Annotated in this window: 16 protein-coding genes; 4 read left to right on the forward strand and 12 right to left on the reverse strand. The window is 73.0% G+C overall.

What is annotated here, in order from left to right; translation table 11 throughout:
- Positions 1 to 32: 32 nt before the first annotated feature.
- A complete protein-coding gene (locus OG896_RS09090) occupies positions 33 to 2,048 on the reverse strand; it encodes an ATP-dependent DNA helicase (RefSeq protein WP_329364025.1) in 2,016 nt (671 codons plus the stop codon).
- A gap of 132 nt (positions 2,049 to 2,180) precedes the next feature.
- Here OG896_RS09090 and OG896_RS09095 point away from each other — a divergent pair, with 132 nt between their 5' ends.
- Entirely contained in the window at positions 2,181 to 3,395 is a 1,215-nt protein-coding gene (locus OG896_RS09095; protein WP_329364027.1) for an FHA domain-containing protein, read from the forward strand.
- A gap of 43 nt (positions 3,396 to 3,438) precedes the next feature.
- The gene (locus OG896_RS09100; protein ID WP_329364029.1) at positions 3,439 to 4,656 is read left to right on the forward strand and encodes a serine/threonine-protein kinase; all 1,218 of its coding nucleotides are present in this window, start codon (positions 3,439 to 3,441) and stop codon (positions 4,654 to 4,656) included.
- On the opposite strand, the gene OG896_RS09105 is transcribed toward OG896_RS09100, so the two are convergent.
- The 5 genes from OG896_RS09105 to OG896_RS09125 form a co-directional block, all read right to left on the reverse strand.
- Complete coding sequence (locus tag OG896_RS09105; RefSeq protein WP_329364031.1) at positions 4,634 to 5,275, reverse strand: FHA domain-containing protein; 642 nt, start codon at positions 5,273 to 5,275, stop codon at positions 4,634 to 4,636. The two genes, OG896_RS09100 and OG896_RS09105, sit on opposite strands and share 23 nt — an antisense overlap.
- 93 nt (positions 5,276 to 5,368) lie before the next feature.
- Positions 5,369 to 7,126 carry an IucA/IucC family protein gene (locus OG896_RS09110; RefSeq protein WP_329373826.1) on the reverse strand — a complete coding sequence of 586 codons (1,758 nt, stop codon included), beginning with the start codon at positions 7,124 to 7,126 and terminating at the stop codon, positions 5,369 to 5,371.
- Between the two features lie 152 nt (positions 7,127 to 7,278).
- Positions 7,279 to 7,989, reverse strand: coding sequence for a GNAT family N-acetyltransferase (locus tag OG896_RS09115; protein ID WP_329364033.1), 711 nt, complete (start codon positions 7,987 to 7,989; stop codon positions 7,279 to 7,281).
- A gap of 85 nt (positions 7,990 to 8,074) precedes the next feature.
- Positions 8,075 to 9,898 carry an IucA/IucC family protein gene (locus OG896_RS09120; protein ID WP_329364035.1) on the reverse strand — a complete coding sequence of 608 codons (1,824 nt, stop codon included), beginning with the start codon at positions 9,896 to 9,898 and terminating at the stop codon, positions 8,075 to 8,077.
- Positions 9,899 to 10,162: 264 nt separating this feature from the next.
- Positions 10,163 to 11,635, reverse strand: a complete 1,473-nt coding sequence (locus OG896_RS09125; RefSeq protein ID WP_443056974.1) for a diaminobutyrate--2-oxoglutarate transaminase family protein — start codon at positions 11,633 to 11,635, stop codon at positions 10,163 to 10,165.
- 179 nt (positions 11,636 to 11,814) lie between these two features.
- Here OG896_RS09125 and OG896_RS09130 point away from each other — a divergent pair, with 179 nt between their 5' ends.
- Positions 11,815 to 12,987 (forward strand): trypsin-like serine peptidase, encoded by a 1,173-nt coding sequence (locus OG896_RS09130; protein ID WP_329364038.1) that lies wholly within the window; start codon positions 11,815 to 11,817, stop codon positions 12,985 to 12,987.
- A 117-nt stretch (positions 12,988 to 13,104) separates the two neighbouring features.
- On the opposite strand, the gene hflX is transcribed toward OG896_RS09130, so the two are convergent.
- The 5 genes from hflX to miaA all read right to left on the reverse strand — a co-directional run bounded on the left by hflX (position 13,105) and on the right by miaA (position 20,020).
- Positions 13,105 to 14,604 (reverse strand): GTPase HflX, encoded by a 1,500-nt coding sequence (hflX, locus tag OG896_RS09135; RefSeq protein WP_329364040.1) that lies wholly within the window; start codon positions 14,602 to 14,604, stop codon positions 13,105 to 13,107.
- 217 nt (positions 14,605 to 14,821) lie between these two features.
- The gene (locus OG896_RS09140) at positions 14,822 to 17,038 is read right to left on the reverse strand and encodes a RelA/SpoT family protein (RefSeq protein WP_329364041.1); all 2,217 of its coding nucleotides are present in this window, start codon (positions 17,036 to 17,038) and stop codon (positions 14,822 to 14,824) included.
- A gap of 242 nt (positions 17,039 to 17,280) precedes the next feature.
- The gene (gene dapF, locus OG896_RS09145; RefSeq protein WP_329364042.1) at positions 17,281 to 18,186 is read right to left on the reverse strand and encodes a diaminopimelate epimerase; all 906 of its coding nucleotides are present in this window, start codon (positions 18,184 to 18,186) and stop codon (positions 17,281 to 17,283) included.
- Positions 18,187 to 18,262: 76 nt separating this feature from the next.
- Complete coding sequence (locus OG896_RS09150; RefSeq protein WP_402450711.1) at positions 18,263 to 18,844, reverse strand: hypothetical protein; 582 nt, start codon at positions 18,842 to 18,844, stop codon at positions 18,263 to 18,265.
- Between the two features lie 243 nt (positions 18,845 to 19,087).
- On the reverse strand, positions 19,088 to 20,020 hold the full coding sequence (gene miaA / locus OG896_RS09155; RefSeq protein ID WP_329364044.1) for a tRNA (adenosine(37)-N6)-dimethylallyltransferase MiaA: 933 nt from the start codon (positions 20,018 to 20,020) through the stop codon (positions 19,088 to 19,090).
- A gap of 245 nt (positions 20,021 to 20,265) precedes the next feature.
- Between miaA and OG896_RS09160 the strand changes: the two genes are divergently transcribed.
- A complete protein-coding gene (locus OG896_RS09160; protein WP_329364046.1) occupies positions 20,266 to 20,490 on the forward strand; it encodes an antitoxin in 225 nt (74 codons plus the stop codon).
- A 187-nt stretch (positions 20,491 to 20,677) separates the two neighbouring features.
- On the opposite strand, the gene OG896_RS09165 is transcribed toward OG896_RS09160, so the two are convergent.
- Positions 20,678 to 21,445 carry a class III extradiol dioxygenase subunit B-like domain-containing protein gene (locus OG896_RS09165; protein WP_329364048.1) on the reverse strand — a complete coding sequence of 256 codons (768 nt, stop codon included), beginning with the start codon at positions 21,443 to 21,445 and terminating at the stop codon, positions 20,678 to 20,680.
- Positions 21,446 to 21,511 lie beyond the last annotated feature (66 nt).

Consider the following 21,511-nt stretch of genomic DNA (forward strand, 5'->3'; position numbering starts at 1 on the left):
TCAGGGGCCCGTACACCGCCGCGACGGCCCTGTCAGGCCTCGGCCTCAACCGTCTCGGCGGTTGCCGGCCGCGCCGCCGCTGCATCGATCGCCGCCAGCGACCTCCGCACCTGGTTGCGGTCGTTGGTGTACCAGAACTCGGGCATCGAGGAGCGCAGGAAGCCCCCGTAGCGCGCGGTGGCCAGCCGCGGGTCGAGCACGGCCACCACACCGCGGTCGCCGGAGGCGCGGATCAACCGCCCCGCGCCCTGGGCCATCAGCAGCGCCGCGTGGGTGGCGGCGACCGCCATGAAGCCGTTTCCGCCGTGCTCCTCCACCGACTTCTGCCGCGCGCTCATCAGCGGATCGTCCGGCCGGGGGAAGGGAATCCGGTCCATCACCACCAACTGGCAGTTCACGCCCGGCACATCCACTCCCTGCCACAAGGACAGCGTGCCGAACAGGCAGGTGCCGGCGTCCTCGGCGAAGGTGCGGATCAGCTCGCCCAGCGTCTCCTCGCCCTGGAGCAGCACCGGGTGTTCCAGCCGCCCGCGCATCGCCTCCGCGGCCGCCTGGGCGCCGCGCATCGACGAGAAGAGCCCCAGGGTGCGTCCGCCGGCCGCCTCGATCAGCTCGGCCAGTTCGTCGAGCATGTCCTCGCGGCCGGAGTCCCGGCCCGGCTGGGCGAGGTGCCGGGCCACGTAGAGGATTCCCTGCCTGCGGTAGTCGAAGGGCGAGCCGACGTCGATGCCCTTCCAGGGCGGCACTTCCTCCTCGCCCTCCGGGGCCTTCACGCCCTCCGGGGACAGACCGAGCGAGGCCGCCACCCCGTTGAAGTCGCCGCCCAGCTTGAGGGTGGCGGAGGTGAGCACCACGGAGCGGTCGTTGAAGAGCTTCTCGCGCAGCAGACCCGACACGTTCAGCGGCGCCACCCGCAGCGACGCGCCGAACCGGTCGTGCCGCTCGCACCACACCACGTCGTACTCCGAGCCCTGCACCAGGCGTTCTGCGACCTCGTGCACGTGCTCGACGGAGGCCAGGGCCTGCTTGCGGATCACGTCCTCGTCCTGCACGGACTTGTCCCGGGTCTCGCCGAGCGCGGTGATCACCAGCCGGCACGCGTCGCGGAGCGCGGCAAGTACGTACGCGAGGTCCTCGGGGATCTCCTCCAGCCGCCCGGGCAGGGCCAGCTCCATCACCCGCTCGAAACCCTCGCCGGCGCTCAGGAGGGCGTCCGCGGCCTTCTCGTTGACCAGTTTGGCGGCGCGCTTGACGGCGCGGTTGACCCCGATGGGGCTCAGCTCGCCGGTGGCGACCCCCGTGACGCGTGAGACCAGTTCATGCGCCTCGTCGACGATCAGCACCTCGTGGCTCGGCAGCACCGGGGCGCCCTCGATGGCGTCGATGGCCAGCAGTGCGTGGTTGGTCACGATGACCTCGGCGAGCTTGGCCCGCTCGCGGGCCGCCTCGGCGAAGCACTCGGCGCCGTAGGCGCACTTGGTGGCGCCCAGGCACTCCCGGGAGGTGACCGAGACCTGGCTCCAGGCGCGGTCCGAGACCCCCGGGCTGAGTCCGTCCCGGTCACCGGTCTCGGTCTCGTCGGCCCAGTCACGCAGCCGCAGCAGGTCCTTGCCGAGCTTGCTGGTCGGCGCGGCGGCCTCGAAGGGGTCGAAGAGGCCGTCCTCGTCGTCCTGCGGCACGCCTTCGTGCAGACGGTGAAGGCACAGGTAGTTGGAACGGCCCTTGAGCATCGCGTACGCCGGTTCGCGGCGCAGCAGCGGCTTCAGCGCCTGCACCGTGCGCGGCAGGTCCCGCTCCACCAACTGCCGCTGGAGGGCGAGGGTGGCGGTGGCCACCACCACGGGCTCGCCGTGTGCCAGGGCGGGCACCAGGTAGCCGAGCGACTTCCCGGTGCCGGTGCCGGCCTGGACGAGCAGATGGGACTGGTCTTCCACGGCGGCCTGTACGGCTTCGGCCATGGCGACCTGGCCTTCCCGCTCCACCCCGCCGACGGCGGTGACGGCGGCGTGCAGCAGGTCGGTGAGGGCGGGTGGGGTGGTGGCAGTCATAGGAGGGCCAGCCTACGGCGCCGCACCGACAGCGCGGTCCGGGTCCGGCCGGTCCGGTCACCGGCCGGACATTCCCGGGACCGCCTCGGTCGGGCGGTGCTAGCTTCTGGTCATATGCAGTGCGAGAGCCGCTTGACGCTTGATGCCTCGGCCGCGGAATACGTGATCGACGTGGCGAACGTCGTCCGCGAACCAGCCCTCGGCGGTGACAGAGCGGCGGACCTGAGCCGCTTCGAGGCGCTGCTCGACGCGCTGGCGGAGTTCGCCCACGACCCCGCGGTGCAGGTCTACCCGATCACGGACCGCTCGCTGCTGACCGACGGCCGCCTGACAGCTGAGGAGCGCGAGCGCCTGGCGGGCTGGTACCGCGACCGGCTGCTGGAGGTCCTGCCCAGGGCCGACGACCGCATCCTGGAGCTCGCGGACACGCTTGAACTGCAAGTGGTCAGCGCGGACAACTTCCTCGACTTCCACCGCGCCTACCCGTGGATTCCGGGCGACCGGGACCACTTCCTGCGCCCGCTGCTCGGCCCCGACGGGGCGCTGGTGGTGCGCCCGCGGATCATGCCGGTGCCCCCGGAGTGGCAGATCTCGCGTAAGGAGGAGGAGGGCCTGCTGCTGGAGGCAGGGGTGCTCAGGCGCTGGGCACCGTCGGCGCACCGGGATGTGCTCAGCCGGGACTGGCGCTGCCCGCAAGCGGACTGCCCGCTGTTCGGGGCGGGCGAACATCCGGGCACCGCGCTTCCCCGCCGCCGGGGCAAGCGGGTGCTGTGCCCCACCCACGGACTGCCGCTGTCCGACGCCGGGCCGCGGCCGCGCCGCGCGCAGATGAAGGTGGTCATGGACGGCACGGTTCGCGGCCGCTTCATGGTGACGGCCGGCGAGCCGCTCGCAGTCGGCCGGGCCCCCGCGGGCGGCGGGGTCGCCCTCGGCGCCTGGATCGACGACAAGGCGGTGGATTCCGTCAGCCGCACGCATGTGCTGCTGGAGTACGACGGGACCGGGCTGACCGTCGTCGACGAGCGCAGTGCCAACGGCACCCGCGTCCGCCGCCGGCGGCCGACCGGGGACGAGTTGCTGCCGCTGTTCCACGGCACGCGCTGGCAGTTGCGCCGCGGGGACGCGATCGTGCTGCACGAGCGCCTGGAACTGCTGCCCAGCGGCCGTCAGTTCGTGTTCGAGGACGACGCGACGGACGGTACGGTCGGACCGCAGCAGGCCGCCGCGGCCGCGGACCCGACGATGGTGGGCCTGCCGTCTGACCTGTGGCGGATGGCGGACGAGTCACCGGCGCACGGGGCACAGGGACACGGATCACCGGCCCACGGGTCACCTGGGCGCGACTGAACGGCACAGGAGTGAGGGGCGCACGCGAGTGAGCGGAGGCGGAGTGGGCGGGACGGGCGTACCGCCGGACCGGATCGGGGCCGGGACGCTGCTCAGCGGCCGCTACCGGCTGGAGGAGCGGTTGGGCGGCGGCGGCTTCGGGCAGGTGTACGCGGCCGTCGATCTGGGTTTGGGACGCCGGGTGGCAGTAAAGGTGCTGACCTTGCGCGCCGAGTGGGCCGAGGGCGAGCGCAACGCGCGCGAGGGCCGGTTCCGCCGGGAGGCCGTCGCCGCCGCCGCGCTCAGCCATCCCAACGTGGCGACCATCCATGACGCGGGCGAGCACGACGGCCGTCCCTTCCTGGTGATGGAACTGCTGTCAGGGCGGGACTTCGGCGAGGTGCTGCTGGACCTCGGCGGCCTCCCGGTCGCCGACGTCCTCGCCTACGGCGCCCAGATCGCCGCGGGCCTGCAGCACGCCCACGAGCACGGCCTGGTGCACCGGGACATCAAGCCGGAGAACCTGATGCTGCTGCCCGACGGCGCCGTCAAGATCTGCGACTTCGGTCTGGTGGCGCAGCGCGACCCGCAGCGCACCCGGTACACGGACCCGCAGGCCGTCATGGGCTCCCCGCCGTACCTGTCGCCCGAGCAGGCGCACGGCCGGGAGGTCACCGCGCAGTCGGACCTGTACTCCCTCGGTTGCGTGCTGTACGCGCTCCTCGCCGAGGGTCCGCCGTTCTCCGCGGGCAACGTCGTCGGATACGCGTACGCGCACGTGCACGAGACGCCGGAACGGATCGAGCGACGCCGGCCCGAGGTGCCGGCCGGCCTCGCGCACCTGGTGCACGAACTGCTCGCCAAGGACCCGGCGGAGCGCCCGTCGACCGCGGGCGAGGTGGCGCTGCGGCTGAGGGAGTTGCGGCAGCCGGGCCGCGTGCCGCACACGCCGACAGCGCTGGACCGCGGGACGCGGCATGTGGTGTGGGCGTTGCTGGAGGAAGGCGAGGGACTGCTCATGTCCGGCCGGTTCGCCGACGCCGACCAGCGGTACTGGCAGGCGCTCCAGCAGCTGGCGCGGCATGACGCGGAGAGGGCGCCGGCGTCCTTCGCGGCGCTCTTCGGCCGGGCGCGCGTGCTGGAGGGACTCAACGGCGCGTCCTCGGTGGCCAGGCGCCTCGCGGAGCTGGCGGGCGACACGGCCGCCGCCCTGGGTGCCGAGCATCCGCTCGCCCGGTGTGTGGCCTCCTACGCGGCGGTCAGGCCAGCACCCGAACGGTGACGTCGGCGGCGAGCCGTATGGCGTCGCCCGGGTTCAGCACGGCAGGTTCGTGGGGCGGGAGCCGGTAGCCGTGCAGGTACGTGCCGTTCGTGGAGCCCTCGTCGGTGAGGGAGGCGGAACCGTCCGGCTCGACCCTGACGGTGGCGTGCAGGCGGGACAGGTTGTCGTGGGCGGCGAGGAATCCGACCGCAGGGCACAGCCGCCGCTCGCGGCCCAGCCGGACCTGCCGGCCGGGTTCGACCTCGACGACCTGACCGCCAGGGAAGCTCAGCCGCAGGGCGCGCGACGGGCCGTCCCTGCGGGTCCTGGCGCTGCCCGCCTCGGTGTTCGCGAGGCGGCCGATGACCCGGGTGTGGTCGGGGTGCGGCTCGGGTTGCGGGCGTGCGTCGGGTTCGGGCCTCGCGTCGGGTTCGGGCCTCGCGTCGGCCGGCTGCGCGGTCTCCCCCGAGTCGGTGGGCCCCACGGCGTCCGTGGGGCCCACCGCGTCCGTGCGGTCCGCGCCGGGGACGGGTGCCATCAGCGCGAAGGGCACGTAGCAGCCCTGGCAGACCAGTTGCCCGGGGTGGGCGCCGCCGCTGCCGCACTCCGGGCATGCCCCGCCGCCGGTTTCCTCGCCCATCCCACTCCCGCCGTCGGGCCGTTCGTCGGCTCAGCCGTCGTCGGACCGATCGTAGCGGCGCCCGGCGGGGCGTCTCGGCGCCAGGCGGCGCGCTCAGGGCCCGCAGAGCGGATTGGCCACGGTCCCGTGCACGGCGGCGTGCGGGCGGTTGGCCCGGTCGCGGTACCCGTCGAGGTGCAGACGGTTGCGATTGAGGCACAGCCGGGCGATCCGCGGGGCGAAGAGGTCGAACAGCGCGAACCGCTCCTTGAGTTCGGGGAAGCGCTCCTGGTGGCGCACGATCTCCTCCCGTACCAGCGCCCAGAACTCGTTTTCGGGAACGCCGAGTTGCTGCTCGCACAACGGCGCGAGATAGCGGAACACTCCGATGAACAGGCCCGAGTGGATGAACTGGGTGAGGAATTCCGGCGACTCGGTGAGCAGCACGGCGCGGACGTCCGCCGGCATGGTGTCGTGTTCCGGCAGCGGCTGGGCGGAGACGTTCACGTCGTCGACGAAATCCTTCACCGCCAGCCGCACCGGGATGTCGTGCTCGTCGTAGACGACGATCGCGTTCTCGCCGTGCGGGGAGAACACCGTGCCGTACCGGTAGAGGAAGTGCAGCAAAGGAGGGAGAAGCGCGGCGAAGAGGTGTCGCAGCCACACTCGCGGGGAAAGCCCGGATCGGGCGACGAGTTCGGCCGTGAAGGCGCGGCCCGCCGGGTCGGTGTGCAGCAGTGCGGCAAGCGTCCGTGCGCGCTCGCCGGGAGCGAGGTACGCGGTCAGCGGCTCGCGCCAGATACAGCCGAGCAGTTCGCGGTACTGATAGGGCACTGCGGGCATCTTGTCGTATTGCGGATGGGCGACGGTGACGGACGCCACCTCGCCGAGCAGGATCACCCGGGCCTCGTCGCGCAGGAACCGGTCGTGGTCGCGCAGCGTGTGCACCCAGCCGGTGACCGCGGGAGCGGCCAGCGTGCGCTCGGTGGGCAGGCCGCGCCAGACCAGGGTGTTGAGCACCGACAGCGGGAGCTTGACGGTGCGGCGGTGCGGCCGGCTGGTGTTGAGGAACGTACGGATCGACTGCTGCGGCAGCCGCAGGTCGTTGTCAGTGGTGAGGTGGATGATGGACCCGTCGGCGATCGCGGGTGCGAAGAGCGGGGCGACGACCTGTTCCCACTGCCAGGGGTGGACGGGCAGCAGCAGGTAGTCGGCGGGATTGCGGTCGTGGTCGGCGATCGTGCGGTGGAAGGAGTCGAGGGTCTCGGGGGCGAGTTCCTCGGCGTAGAGCGGGTCGGAGGTGTTCAGGGTGCCGGTGCCCCGGTATTCGGCGAGGTCGCGGTGGACGGCGATCCACGGCAGTCGGTGGCGTCTGCGGGCTTCGGGCGCCCAGTGCGCCGCGTCGGCGTCCGAGAACCCGATACGGCCCTTGTTGGCGACGAGCCATGGGTGGCCGGTCTGGTGCCCTTCGAGTTCGGCGTAGCCGAGGTCGGCGAGCTCGGCGGCCGGCAGCGCGGTGGCGTCCAGTCGCACATCGGCGCACAGCGTGGCGAGCAGTTCCCTGATCAGGTGGCCCGTGGTGTCGCCGCTGAGCCCGAGCACGCTGTCGTGGCCGTGCTCGAGGAAGTGCAGCGGGTCGCCGGTCGGGGTGATGCTGCCCGCGTCCACGTACCAACTCCCGTACGAGCCGCGGCGCGCGCGGAAGCGGTAGGTGACGTCGGGTGCGACGTCGACCCGGTACGCGTCGGGGCCGGACGCCGGGTCGGGCTGCGGCGCGATCACGTCTTCGTAGGCGAACTCGGCGAGCATCTTGGCGAGCAGCCGCCTGGCCGCGCGCTCCCACGCGGCGCCGGACTCGGTCGGGGATGGCATCGTCACGGTGGGCTCCTGCGGACGGGACGGAAGGGCTGCTTTGCGAAGCGGCCGCCGCCGGTCGGACACGACCGGCGCGGTCGGGCGTGCTCGGCGGCGTCCGGTCGCGATCGGATGCGGTCGGACACCGCCGGACGCGGTCGGGCACCGTGTCAGACGCGGTGACGCAGGGCTCGGTCGCGGATCATCAGGGCGGCGCGCTTCCCCGGCAGGTCGACCTCCGCGGAGAGCCGGAAGCCGGCGGCGAGGAAGGCCGCCACGGAGGGGGTGTTGCGCAGGTCCGGTTCGGCGATCACCCGGCCGCAGGCGGAGCGGTGGTCCAGGACCAGGTCGGAGACCGCGCGCAGCAACGTGCCGCCCAGGCCACGGGCGCGGTCGGCGACACCGCCGATGAGCAGATGGACGCCGGTGTCGTGCGGCCGGGCGGGGTAGTAGCGAGCGATCGGGTCGAGGTCGGCGCGATAGACCTCCCAGTAGCTCATCGCACTGCCGTCGAGCACGCCGAGGCAGGGCACGCTGCGGCCGTCGCCGTCGAGTTGGGCCCGCACATGGGCCTCGGTGACCCGCTGCTCGCCGGCCAGTTCCCAGAACTCGGCGACTGCCGGATCGTTCATCCACCGGGTGAGGACCGCGAGGTCCCGGTCAGGGACGACCGGGACCAGCCGGAAGGGCCCGGCCGGTGTTTCGGCGGCCGGCCAGGCCGCGATGCCGTCGAGCAGCCCGCCCGCGACCCCACCGGCTGCTCCCGCCGCGCCCCCGCCGCCCGTCGGCTCCCCCACGGCGCTGTCCGAGAACAGCGCGAGGACCTCCGGTGGCAGTTTCAGGTCGAGGGTGTCCTCGGTACTGGAGTCGGCGGATGGCAACGGAACTCCTTCCTGTCCCGGTCGGGCGCGGAAGGGCCGCGCGGGCGGGGCGTAGAGGCCGGTCGGCGGTGGTGCGTGCCGCCGCTCAGCGGGCCAGCGGGTTGGGCAGGGTGACGTACACGGACTGGGTGTCGACCGGCCCGACGAGTTCGTCCATTCCGTGCAGCCGGGTCAGCAGGTTGGCCTTGCAGCGCAGTTGCGGGCTGTGCAGCAGTCGCTCGGGGAGGCGGCTGGAGCCGCCCGCCACGCCCGCGAGGAAGCGGCGGAAGGCGGCGAGCAGCACTTCCTCGTCGGCGAGCCGCTGCGCCCCGAAGGCGCCGATCAGGCCGAGGACGTTGTTGATGCCGAGGTAGTAGGCGAAGCGCTCGTCGGCCACCTCGTCGGCGACGAAGGTGTCGCTGTGGGCGCCGATGCCGGGCAGTTGGCGTTCCAGGGCGTCGCGGTGCGACTCGCGGAAGTAGTAGCCCTGGTTGTCGCGGTAGCGGCCGCCGCGCGGCCAGCCGTCGGCGTCGAGCAGCACGATGGTGTTCTGCTGGTGCGCCTCGAGCGCGATGCCCGCCTCGCCGTCCAGCCACAGCGCCGGCCGGACCACCTCGTCGAGGTAGCGCAGGAACCACTCGGTGGCGACCGCGGTCCCCGGCCGTCCGCTCCGCTCGGAGAGGCGGCCGACGAGCACCGCGAGCCGGGAGACCAGCGCCGGTGCGGGCAGTCGCGGCCAGGGCCGCGGGGAGGTCAGTCCGGCCACGCAGTGCGCCTGCGCGCCGGGCCCGAACGGGTTGTGCCGCAGGGCGACGTCAAGACCCGGCAGCGGGCGGCCGTCCCTGTCGTCCACGCCCAGCCAGGCGGGGTCACGAACGATGTCGAACCGGGGATAGGTCTCGTGCCAGCGGGCGGCCAGCCCGCTGCGCAGCAGCCGGTGCACCTCGGTGCCGCGCAGCAGCTCCTTGCGGAGGTTCTCCCGGCGGGAGTTGGTGATGCGCAGGGCCAGCGACAGCTTCAACATGACCTGTTCGCCCGACCGGTAGACCGTACGCACCGACGAGGTGGGGTGCCACGGGTCCCCGAGGGTGCCCAGGTCGTGCAGCAGCCCGGCGTCGAACAGCTCCTGTACGGCGGGCCGATGGCGGACCTCGCGTGCCTGCCACGGGTGCAACGGCAGCGGCGCGGTACCGGCGGGCAGCACAGGGCTTGGCCCGGCCAGTGCCGTGAGCAGGTCGGGCGCGGACACCAGGCGGCCGCGATCAGTCCACGCCGAATCGGTGGCGAGCAGCGAGGGGTTTACCGCGAACCAGTGGAGCGGGAAGGCGCCGCGCAGCTCGGGCGAGTAGGCCGCCGACTCGGCGTCGCCCAGGCCGTCGCGGCTCTTGGGCGTCGGGTGCAGCGGGTGGCCGAGGATCAGCGCCTGCTCGGAGTCGAGGAACGGCAGTTCGGGATCACCGTGGCCGGGGCGTTCGCGCCGGTCGGTGACGAAGACGGCGGTCCGGCGTACCGAGTCCGCCACCCTTGCGACCAGGTCGGCGCCTTCCGCCGGGTCCGCGCCGCTCTCCCGGGCCAGCAGCGCGGCGAGTTCGACCGCGGTCAGCGGCCGCTGGTCGGCCGTGGTGAGCCGGACGGGCCCGAAGCGGTGGTGGCCGGTGGCGGACCAGTGGTGGACGACCGCACCGGCCGCGGTGCCCGCCGCCGGCAGCGGCACCCGCAGCAGCCCGTCGGCCGGCTGCGCCAGGCCCTTCTCGCGGGTCCAGCAGCGCAGCAGTGCCTCGGTGCCGGCCGCGTCGGCCACGGCATACGGCTCCTCGCGAGCCAGCGGGTCGGGACCGGTCACGATCCGGGGGGTGCGTGCCCGCTGGGGCGGCACGGAGGTGGCGGTGTCATGGCGGTCGGTGCCGGCGGGGTCCACGGGTGCGGTCATGCCAGGGGCCTCACTTGTCGGTACGGCGGTACGGCGGTGCGGCAGTGCTGTACGGGGGCGGGGGTGATGTGCCTTGGTGGGTCGGTGCGCTTCGGGGCGGCGGCGCCGTGCGCCGGGGCGACGGCTCGGCGTGGCACGCGGTGGGGCACGGCTGCCGCGCCCCACCGTTGCAGTCGGGTCGTGACGCGGTCAGGAGCCGGCCGGCCGAGCGGAGCGGGGATCGGCATCCTGCGCACCGGCGTGCCCGCGGTGCGGTGGTCGCCCTCACGGGGTGCCCGCCGGCTGTGCCTCGCCCGCTCGCAGGGTGTCGATCCCCCTGGCCCGCCCGCCGATGGGGCCGCCACGGCTGCCGGCGTCGGGCACGTCGGCGGCGGCGACGGCGTCGGAGAGCCGGTCCAGTACGGCTTCGGCCTGCTCGTCGGTGATCGTCAGCGGTGGCAGCAGCCGTACGACGCTGGAGTGCCGACCACCCAGTTCGATGATCAGACCGCGCCGCAGGGCCTCCTGCTGGACGCGGGCGGCGAGACGCGGCGCGGCAGGCAGCGCCCCGCGGTCGTCGGGCTCGGCGCCGGTGTCCACGAGTTCGACGCCGATCATCAGGCCGCGGCCGCGCACGTCGCCGATGCAGGCGTGGTGGGCGGCCAGGCCGCGCAGCCGGCGCAGGATGCGGGACCCGACCTCCTCGGCCCGCTCGTGCAGCGCGTTCCGCGCCACGTAGCGGATCGTGGCGGTGCCCGCAGCCATGGCGAGTTGGTTGCCGCGGAAGGTGCCGGCATGGGCACCTGGGTGCCAGGCGTCCAGTTCCTCGCGGTAGACGATCACCGCGAGCGGCAGGCTGCCGCCGATGGCTTTGGACAGCACCATCACGTCGGGCACGATGCCGCTGCGCTCGACCGCCCAGAACGTACCGGTGCGGCCTACTCCGGTCTGCACCTCGTCGGCGATCAGCGGGATGCCGCGGGCCGCGGTGATCTCCCGCATCCGGCGCAGCCAGGAATCCGGGGCCGGGATGACGCCGCCCTCGCCCTGGACGGGCTCCAGCAGCATCGCCGCGGGCTGCTGCACGCCTCCCTTGGGGTCGTCGAGCAGACTGGCCGTCAGCCGCGCGGACAGCTCCGCACCGCGCTCGCCCCCGGTCCCGAACGGGCAGCGGTAGTCGTACGGATACGGCAGCCGGGTGACGCGCGCGTCCGCCTCGGCGGTGGCTCGCGCCTCGGTGTCGCCGGTGGCCGCGAGGGCCGCCGCGGTCATGCCGTGATAGGCGCCGGAGAAGGCGAGCAGGCCGGTCCGGCCGGTGGCGATCCGGGCGAGCTTGATGGCCGCCTCGACCGCGTCGGTGCCGGCCGGGCCGCAGAACTGGATGCGGCCGTGGTCGGCGAGCGCGGGTGGCAGCGTCTCGAACAGGGCGGTGGTGAAGTCGTCCTTCACTGGCGTGGCGAGATCCAGGACGTGCAGGGGCGCGCCGGAGTCCAGCACCCGCCTGACCGCCTCCAGGACCACCGGGTGGTTGTGGCCGAGCGCCAGCGTGCCCGCGCCTGACAGGCAGTCCAGATAGCGACGGCCGTCGGCGCCCTCGATGGTCATCCCACGGGCGCGGACCGGCACCACGGGCAGCGACCGCGCGTACGTGCGCGCCGCGGACTCGCGCTGTGCCTGTCTGCGCAAGATCGCCTCCCCCGCACCGAAGTCTTCGGCGGGTGCCGTGAGTTGTCCCGGCACGCTCGAAGTGGCCGCCACGTGTGCTCTCCTCCTGCTCGGCGTTCCGTCCGTCCCCCATCCGTACTAACGACGCGGTCACCGACCGATCACGGGCCGTCGCCCGACTTTCCCGCGCGGAACCGCCCACAGGTCCGGTGCCGTCCATGAATCAGGCAGCACACGAGCCACGAACGCACGAATCAGGGGGACATACGTCCATGCCATCGATACGCAGGCCGCTGATCGCCGTGGCGGCCGCGGCACTTCTCGCGGGCGCGGCCACCGCGTGCGGGCCGTCCGGGAGCGACGACGCCAAGGCGACGACGTCGCCGAGTGCCACCGCGGCGGCCAGGAAGACACTGCCCAAGCTGCCTACGTCACTGCCCACGAGCCTCAGCGACCTGAAGAAGTGGGAACAGGCGTACAAGGACGGCGGCTGGAAGAACTGGGACAAGTCGTCGTGGCTGCGCAAGGCCCAGGACTTCGTCAACCCGGTGATCGACGGTCTGTGGAGCAACGACCGGATGAAGGGCGCCGATCAGGACGACAAGCAGGTGCCCGCGGATGTGCCCGCCGACCAGGGGAAGACCGACCCGGTGCCGGCGCCCGAGGCGGCCAGGAAGGTCGGCTCGCCGTACCACGACAACGCGCCGGCGGTCGGCAAGCTCTTCTTCGACAGCCCGAAGGGGCCCATGGTCTGCTCGGCCACGGTGGTCGACGATCCGGCGCACCCGGGCAAGTCGAACCTGGTGTGGACGGCCGGGCACTGCGTCCACGCGGGCAAGAGCGGCGGTTGGTACCGCAACATCGCCTTCGTGCCCGACTACAACGACGCCGGTCAGAGCGCGGCCGCGCTGGCGAACGCGGGCGTGGACAAGCTCGCCCCGTACGGCGTGTGGTGGGCGGACTGGGCCGGCACCTCGGACGAGTGGATCGACTCCGGCTCCGAGGAAGGCGGCGGCGGGTCGCCGTACGACTTCGCGGTGCTGCATGTGACGCCCGCGAAGGGCTCCGGCGGCAAGTCGCTGCAGGAGACGGTCGGGGCGGCGATGCCGGTGTGGTTCGACGCTCCCTCGACGACGCAGATCAAGACCATCGGCGCATGGGGCTACCCGGCGGAGGCGCCTTACGACGGCCAGCGGATGTACGCCTGCCAGGGCAAGCCGGGCCGGCTGTCGCTGCTCGCCTCGGCACCGACGGAGTACCGGCTCGGCTGCACGATGACCGGCGGTGCCTCCGGTGGCGGGTGGTTCGCCACGATGCCGGACGGCAAGCAGGGGCTGGTCAGCAACACCTCGATCGGCCCGGTCACGGCAACGTGGCTGGCGGGGCCCCGGCTGGGCGCGGACGCGAAGAAGCTCTACGACGGAGTGAGCAAGAAGTTCAGCTGAGCCGGGTGACGGTGACAGCGCAGTGACGGGTAAGGGTCCGCCTCCAGGAGGCGGACCCTTACCCGTTGTCGTGCGCCCAGGAGGCGGACCTCGGCCCGGTGGCCGGTCGAACTCCGGTCAGTGCTGGGCGGCGAGGGTGAACGGCGCCAGCTCTGCGGCCAGATCCTCGTGCACCCGCACCCGCAGCAGCGTGCCTTCGCCGGTGTGCTCCTCGGAGAGCACCTCGCCGTTGGCATGCGCCCGGGAGACCAACCCGCCGTGGGTGTAAGGCACCAGGGCCTCGACCTCCACCTGCGGGCGCGGCAGCGCGTCGTCGATGATCTCCAGAAGCTCGTCGATGCCCTGCCCGCTGCGCGCGGACACCGCGATGGCGTGCTTCTCGGCCCGCAACAGCCGCTGGAGGACCAGCGGGTCGGCCGCGTCAGCCTTGTTGACCACCACGATCTCCGGCACCTGGAGTGCGCCGACATCGCGGAACACCTCGCGGACCGCGGCCAGTTGCTCCTCGGGCACCGGATGCGAGCCGTCCACCACGTGCACGATCAGGTCGGCGTCGCCGACCTCCTCCATGGTGGAGCGGAACGCCTCGACCAGGTGGTGCGGCAGGTGCCGGACGAACCCGACCGTGTCGGCGAGCGTGTAGAGCCGCCCACTGGGCGTCTCGGCGCGCCGGACCGTCGGGTCCAGGGTGGCGAACAGGGCGTTCTCCACCAGGACTCCGGCGCCGGTGAGCCGGTTGAGCAGCGAGGACTTGCCCGCGTTGGTGTAGCCGGCGATGGCCACGGACGGCACCTTGTGGCGCCGCCGCTCCTGGCGCTTGAGGTCGCGGCCGGTCTTCATCTCCGCGATCTCCCGGCGCATCTTGGCCATCTTCTCGCGGATGCGCCGCCGGTCGGTCTCGATCTTGGTCTCACCGGGTCCGCGGGTGGCCATGCCGCCGCCCGAGGAGCCGGAGCCACCGCCACCCATCTGCCGGGACAGCGACTGGCCCCAGCCGCGCAGCCTCGGCAGCATGTACTGCATCTGCGCGAGCGAGACCTGCGCCTTGCCCTCACGGGACTTGGCGTGCTGGGCGAAGATGTCCAGGATCAGCGCGGTGCGGTCGACCACCTTGACCTTGACGACGTCCTCGAGGTGGATCAGCTGGCCGGGGCTCAGCTCACCGTCGCAGACCACGGTGTCGGCGCCGGTCTCGACGACGATGTCCCGCAGCTCCTGCGCCTTGCCGGAGCCGATGTACGTGGCCGGGTCCGGCTTGTCGCGGCGCTGGACCACGCCGTCCAGCACGATGGCGCCCGCGGTCTCGGCGAGGGCGGCGAGTTCGGCCAGCGAGTTGTCGGCGTCGTCGACGGTGCCGGAGGTCCACACCCCGACGAGCACCACGCGCTCCAGACGGAGCTGCCGGTACTCGACCTCGGTGACGTCCTCCAGCTCGGTGGAGAGTCCGACGACCCGGCGCAGAGACGCGCGGTCGGAGCGGTCGAACTGGTCGCCGTCCCGATCCTCGTCGATCTCGTGGCTCCAGGCCGCGTCCTCTTCCATCAGGGCGTCGGCCCGAAGGCTCTCCGGGAGGCGCTGGCGGTTGTTCGAAGAAGAGGAGGAAGCGTTGGAGGTCATCGGGTCCTTCGGTCGTACGGTCAGTGGCCGGCAGCCGTGGTGGCGCCGTTACCTTCGATGGTCGCACGCCGGGGCGGAAGGGTCACGCGACTTTCGGTCCGACCGGCGGCCGGTTCCGCGAGAAGTTCGTATTCCGAACGAAATCCGCACAGGATCACCCGCAGGAGTGACGAAATCCGGGAACAGCGGGAAGCGACCGCACGTTTACTCAGTGTGATCAGTTACGGACAGCAGCGACAGCAGGCTGGGCGCGGTAGACGTCGTACACGCCCGGCACCGACTTCATGGCCCGCATCAGCCCGGCGAGGGCTTCGGGCGCGGGCAGTTCCACGGTGTAGGTGTGCCGGACGCGATGCTCCTGCGGCGGCTCCACAGCCGCGGAGACGATGCCGATCCCCTGGGCGGCGATCACCTCGGTGAGGTCGGCGAGCAGTCTCGGCCGGCTGAGCGCTTCGGCGAGGACGGTGGCCCGGAAGTTCCCTGCGGAGGTGCCGTCGCGCCATCGGACGGGCACGGCGGTCCGCCCGGCCGCCGCCATCCGGGAGCCGGCCGGACACCCGGCCCGGTGCACCGCGACGGTCCCGCCGCGGATCACGAACCCGGTCACGCGGTCCGGCGGCACCGGCGTACAGCAGCGCGCCAGCCGCACCGCGGCACCGGGCAGGTCGGTGACGGCCACCGGGTCGGTGTCCGGCGTGCTGTCGACCGCCGGCAGCGGACGGGCGGCGGGCGCGGCGGCCGGCCGGGCCCCGCCGGGCGCGGTCGGGTGCAGCGCCAGCCAGCCGGTGATGGCGATCCGGGCGGCCGGAGTGGTCGCGTGCTCCAGCCATTCGGGGTCGGGGCCCTCGGGCTCGCGCGCCGACGCGGCGGTGTCGTCCATCAGGAGCTGGAGAGCGTCGCCGTCGCGCAGGCGGGTGCCGAGCGGCGCCAGCCTGCCGTTGACCCGCGCGCCGACGCAGGCGTGGCCGGCCTCGCCGTGGACGGCGTAGGCGGCGTCCACGCAGCTCGCGCCCGCGGGCAGCCGGAGAGTGCCGGAGCGGTCGCCGTCCTGGCTGGTGAAGACGGTGATCTCGCGGTCCTGGGCGAGGTCGTCGCGCAGTGCCGTCCAGAAGGTGTCCGGGTCCGGGGCGGCGCGCTGCCACTCCAGCAGCCGGGCGAGCCAGCCCGGCTGGGTGGGGTCGGGGTCCGCCCAGCCGTCCCCGGCGGCGCCTGCCGCCTCCGGGCCCTGCGCGGCCTCGGCCGCGTAGGGGTCGCCGAGGGCGATCACACCGGCCTCGGCGACACGGTGCATCCGCTTGGTGCGCACCAGCACCTCGGCGATCCGGCCGTGCCGGTCGGCGACGGCGGTGTGAAGCGATTGGTAGAGGTTGAACTTGGGAGCGGCGATGAAGTCCTTGAACTCGGCGATGACGGGGGTGAAACAGGTATGCAGCTCGCCCAGCACGGCGTAGCAGTCGGCGTCCTCGTCCACGAGGACGAGCAGGCGGCCGAAGTCGCAGCCGCCCAGTTCGGTCACGCCGCGCTTGAGCATCAGGCGGTGCACGGACACGGTGTGGCGGGGTCGGATGCCGACCTCGGCGGCGATGCCCGCGTCACGCAGCACACCGCGCAGGTCGTCGGCGACGACGGAAAGGGGGTCGGGCCGCGCCCCGGCCGCTTCGATCATCGCGCGGGTGCCGGCGTGCTCCTCGGGGTGGAGGATGGCGAAGACCAGGTCCTCCAGTTCGCTCTTGAGCGCCTGCACGCCGAGCCGTTCGGCGAGCGGGATGAGCACGTCGCGGGTGACCTTGGCGATGCGGGCCTGCTTCTCGGGCCGCATCACCCCGAGGGTGCGCATGTTGTGCAGCCGGTCGGCGAGTTTGATCGACATCACCCGCACGTCGTTGCCGGTCGCGACGAGCATCTTGCGGAAGGTCTCGGGTTCGGCGGCGGCACCGTAGTCGACCTTCTCCAGCTTGGTGACGCCGTCGACGAGATAGCTGACCTCCTCGCCGAAACCCCGCCGGACCTGATCGAGCGTCACCTCGGTGTCCTCGACGGTGTCGTGGAGCAGCGAGGCGGTCAATGTGGTGGTCTCGGCGCCGAGTTCGGCGAGGATGAGGGTGACCGCGAGCGGGTGGGTGATGTATGGCTCGCCGCTCTTGCGGGTCTGCCCCCGGTGCGAGGATTCGGCGAGCACATAGGCGCGGCGCAGGGTCTCGACCTCTTCGCGGCCGGCCTCGGGATGGCGGGTGCGGTGGACCTTGATCAGATGCTCGATGGCACCGGGCAGGCGGCCCCTGCTGTGGCCGTTGCTCCCCAGGAGCGCCACCCGGCCCAGACGGCGGAGGTCGATCCGGCGCAGATCAATCCGGCGCAGCCCGCGCCGGACGACATCGGCGGCGTTCTCCGCGCTCTCCGCGTTCACCGCGTTCACCGCGTTGTCTGCGCTCATCGGGGCCTCCCGGCAGCGTGGACCGGCTGCGGGAACTCACCACGCCCCGTGGGGCCGCGCCGGTGATTGATGCTATCGAGCCCACCACGTGCGGCTGCCACGCTCTCGCCGAGAGTGATCCCCATCACCCGTTCGAGGGAAGGCGTACGGGTGTGGTGACCTGATACGTCCGGTTCGGGTGGGGCGAGCCGGCGCCGACGGTGCCAAGGCGGCCCGCAAAGGGACCGCCGGGGGCCGCCGGGTCAGCGCCCGGAGCCGGCGAGCCAGGCGGGGTCGATGGTGCCTTCGGCGAGGATGACGGCGGGACCGGTCATCTCGATCTCGCCGTCGGCGCGCTCGGTGATCACCAGACGGCCGCCGGGCACGTCGACGGTGTACGTGACCGGCTGGCCGGTGGCAGTGGGGTCCAGACCGTCCCTGCGGGCGGCGGCGACCATCACCGCGCACGCGCCGGTGCCGCAGGAACGGGTCTCTCCCGAGCCGCGCTCGTGCACCCGCATGGCGACATGAGCGGGGCCGCGGTCGACCACGAACTCGACGTTGGTGCCGTTCGGATAGGCCGAGCCGGGACTGACGGCGGGTGCGCGCAGCAGGTCGCCGGCGTCGTCCAGGTCGTCGACGAAGGCCACCGCGTGCGGGTTCCCCATGCTGATGTGCACGGCGGGCCAGGTGCGGCCGTCGACACCGATGTTGACGGCGCCGCCGGGCAGTTCGGCGGGCCCCATCGCGACGGTGACGTCGCCCGGTGTGCCGTCCGCGCCGTCCTTGCCGATGTGGACATGCCGCACTCCGGCGCGGGTGGCGATGTCCAGGTCCCCGGCGCCGGCGCGTCCGGTCCGCTGGAGATAGCGGGCGAAGACCCGTACGCCATTGCCGCACATCTCGGCGATGCTGCCGTCGCTGTTGCGGTAGTCCATGAACCACTCGGCCTCGGCGGCGAGTGCGGCCGCCTCCGGATGGGCGGCGGAGCGCACGACCCTGAGCAGACCGTCGGCGCCGATGCCCGCCCGCCGGTCGCACAGCCGCGCCACGTCGCCCGCCGACAGTTCGAGCCGGCCGTCCGGGTCGGGGACGATCACGAAGTCGTTCTCGGTGCCGTGGCCCTTGAGGAAGGCGATGGGGGCGTCGGCGGAGGGCGCGTCAGTCACAGGTCCGATCGTACGTGGTCGGCCGTCGTCGGTGCCGGGTATGCCGCCCGCACGGCGCTGACCTGGCGGCACGCCGTCAGCGCAGCCGGGCGACCCGCCAGACGGCGAGCAACGCCAGCAGCACGATGAGAGCGGCGTAGCCGGCGACGTAGCGCCAGTCGGCGCGCTCGCCCGAGCCCCGCGCGGGCAGTCCCGGCCAGGTCTGGCCGATCCGGCGGGCAGCCGCCAGGCCCCACCCGGCCGCGCAGCAGCACAGCAGCAGGCCGAGCATCGCGACCACCGGGCCGGTGTCCCCCGACTCGAAGGCGAGCGGGAAGGCGAACATCAGCGAGCCGCCGACGGCCAGGGCGACGATCGGCGCGATCTGCCAGATCCGCAGCCGTCGCTGCGGCCGCAGCTCGCGGAAGGACTCGCCGTCCGCCATCGACGGCATCGGCTCCCCGGCCTCGAGCGGGTCGAGGTCGTCCAGCACGCCGAGCGGTTCCAGCCGGTCGAGCCGTTCCAGGTTGTCGTACCGGTCGAGCGACGCGACCGACGCGAGCGGATCGCCGGGGTCGTCCGGATCGACGGCGACGTCGGCTGCGGAATCGGGGCCGGGCTCGGGGTCGGCGGGCGCGTCCGGACCGATCAGCGCGTCCGGATCGAACGGAGCGTCCACGGAGTTCAACGACTCCAGGGAGTCCAGTGGTGGACGGGAGTCCGGAATCTGCCCCTGCCGGTGGTTCCGGTTCCGACTCCTCGCCGAGCGGTCGGAGTCCGTCGATGTGTCGCGCCCCGGTGGGGTGTCGCGTGGGCCGGCTGCCATCGCCACGCGCCCTCCCGTACGTCGACACAGTAGCTCGAAGCACGATGATGACACGGGCGGGAGGCGCCTCCGGGACACCGAGGCGTCCCGATGCAATCACGTGATCAGGCTGTGACCGCTTCTTGGAGTATCCCGCGCCAACGCCAGCGCCTGCCCGGCGAGTTCCGTTCCCTGGGTGGTGAGCCAGTGCACACGCGGGTCGCGCCGGAACCACGAGTCCTGACGCCGGGCGAAGCGCTTGGTGGCGCGTACGGTCTCCGCGTGCGCGTGCTCCTCGGTGGAGTCGCCGGCGAACCAGGCGAGCACCTGCTGGTAGCCCAGGGCGCGCGACGCCGTACGGCCCTCGCGCAGCCCGGCCGCCTCCAAGGCGCGCACCTCCGCGACGAGTCCGGCCTTCCACATCCGGTCCACGCGCAGCGCGATCCGCTCGTCGAGCTCGGGCCGCGGGACGGCGACCCCGATCTGCACGGTGTCGTAGACGGACTCGGGGCCGGGCAGGTTCGCGGTGAAGGGCTGCCCGGTGATCTCGACCACCTCCAGCGCGCGCACGATCCGGCGGCCGTTGCTCGGCAGGATCGCCCGAGCGGCCTCGGCGTCCACGGCGGCCAGCCGGGCGTGCAGGGCACCCGGCCCCCGCATGTCGAGTTCGGCCTCCAGACGGGCGCGGACGGCGGGATCGGTACCCGGGAAGCGGAGGTCGTCGAGGGCCGCGCGGACGTAGAGCCCGGAGCCGCCGACCAGGATCGGCACCTTGCCCTCGGCGTGCAGCCGGTCGATCTCCTCACGGGCCAGTCGCTGGTAGTCGGCGACGTTGGCGGCCTGCGTGACGTCCCAGATGTCGAGCAGGTGGTGCGGCACGCCGCCCCGCTCCTCGTCGGTGAGTTTGGCGGTGCCGATGTCCATGCCCCGGTAGAGCTGCATGGAGTCGGCGTTGATCACCTCACCGCCCAACTCCCGTGCCAGGGCGACGCCCAGATCGGACTTGCCGGCCGCGGTGGGCCCGACGACGGCGATCACGCGCTTGTTCACCCTGCAAGTCTCCCAAACTCCGCCGTGACGTACCGATCGAGTGATGATCGCAGGCGCCGGCCGACCGGTTGTCCACAGGGCGTGGCGGTCGGCGGCGCGAAAAGCCGGCAGCACGGGTATGGTCGAGAAGTGGAGGGCGCCATGTGCCCTTTGGTGTGCTTTGCGACCTGGTCACCGCCGGTGTCGGCGCATCCCGGCCGTCCCCCTGGCCGTCACTTCGAGGGGAATCCCAGGGAAGGTGCCAGATGAGCTTCATGGACTCGCTCAAGGGCAAGCTCGGCGTGTCGAAGGACAAGGCCGCAGACCTCGCCAAGCAGCACGGCGACAAGATCCAGCAGGGCCTCGACAAGGCGGCCAAGACCGTCGACTCCAAGACCGGCGGCAAGTACAGCAACCAGATCAACTCGGGTGTGGGCAAGGCGAAGGACGCCGTGAAGGGTTATGGCGACAAGGGCCGCGACGCCACCTGAGCACCGACCCAACCGGTCCTGGTTCCGGGTGCCTCCCCGGGCCGTGACCAGCGCGCGGACGTATGAGCGCGCGCCCTGATGCCGGACGGCCGCGGACCCCACCATCCGCGGTCAGTCCACGTTCCGGGCCGATGCGCGTACGCGTCCGCACCGCACGGCGGCCCCACGGCTCGCCCCGGCGGGCCCGCTACGTCCAGGTCGCGACGAAGTAGCCGACCCCGTACGGCGCCGCGTCGTACAGCAGCTCACCCGCCAGCCCGGCGCCGCGTGCCGCTCCCGCCAGCACCTGCCACGGCGCCCGCCCCGCCGCCTGGACCGCCTGGGCCAAGGCCGCGTCGAGCCCCTCCAGCGCCGCGGTGTCGGCCGCGCCGAGCGCCGCGGCCACGGCGGCGTCGAACGGTTCCGCCCGCTCGTCCAGATAGCCGGGTGCCTTGACCGTACGGCACGCACTGCCGTCGCCCATGACCAGCAGCGCGACCCGCGGCGCCGCATCGGCGACGGCCTGCCCGGCCACCGCGCACCGCTCCTGCTCCAGTTCCTCCCCCACCCCGAGCCCCTCGACGGGCGACGCCTGCCAGCCGCGCAGCAGCCACGCGGCCACCGCGAGCGAGGACGGCAGCGGAACCGGCGAGGCGGGCGGCGCCGCGTCCACACGGTCGGAGGACGGCTCCGCGGTCCGCTCTTCGGCGGGCTCGCCAGCGCGCGGCTGTCCCAGCGTCACCTCGACCGCGACGCCGTAGCCGCGGAAGGAGCCGACCGCACCGGGAGGGAAGACCTCGCGCCCAGGTCGCGGGGCCGGACCGACGACGACCAGCCGTTCCGGTCGCGCCGCGGCCAGCACGCCGACGGCGTCCGCGCAGGCCGCCCGCAGGGTGTCCAGCTCGGGCGCGGCACCGGCCGCGACCTCGGGTACGAGCAGCGGCGGGCAGGGGCAGACGGCAGCGGCGACCAGCATGATCGGAACCCTACCGGCCCGGCCTCCCACCGGCCCGGGTCCCCGACGCCGGCCTGGCGCCGATCC

The sequence above is a fragment of the Streptomyces sp. NBC_00669 genome, from assembly GCF_036226785.1.
Classification (GTDB): Bacteria; Actinomycetota; Actinomycetes; order Streptomycetales; family Streptomycetaceae; genus Actinacidiphila.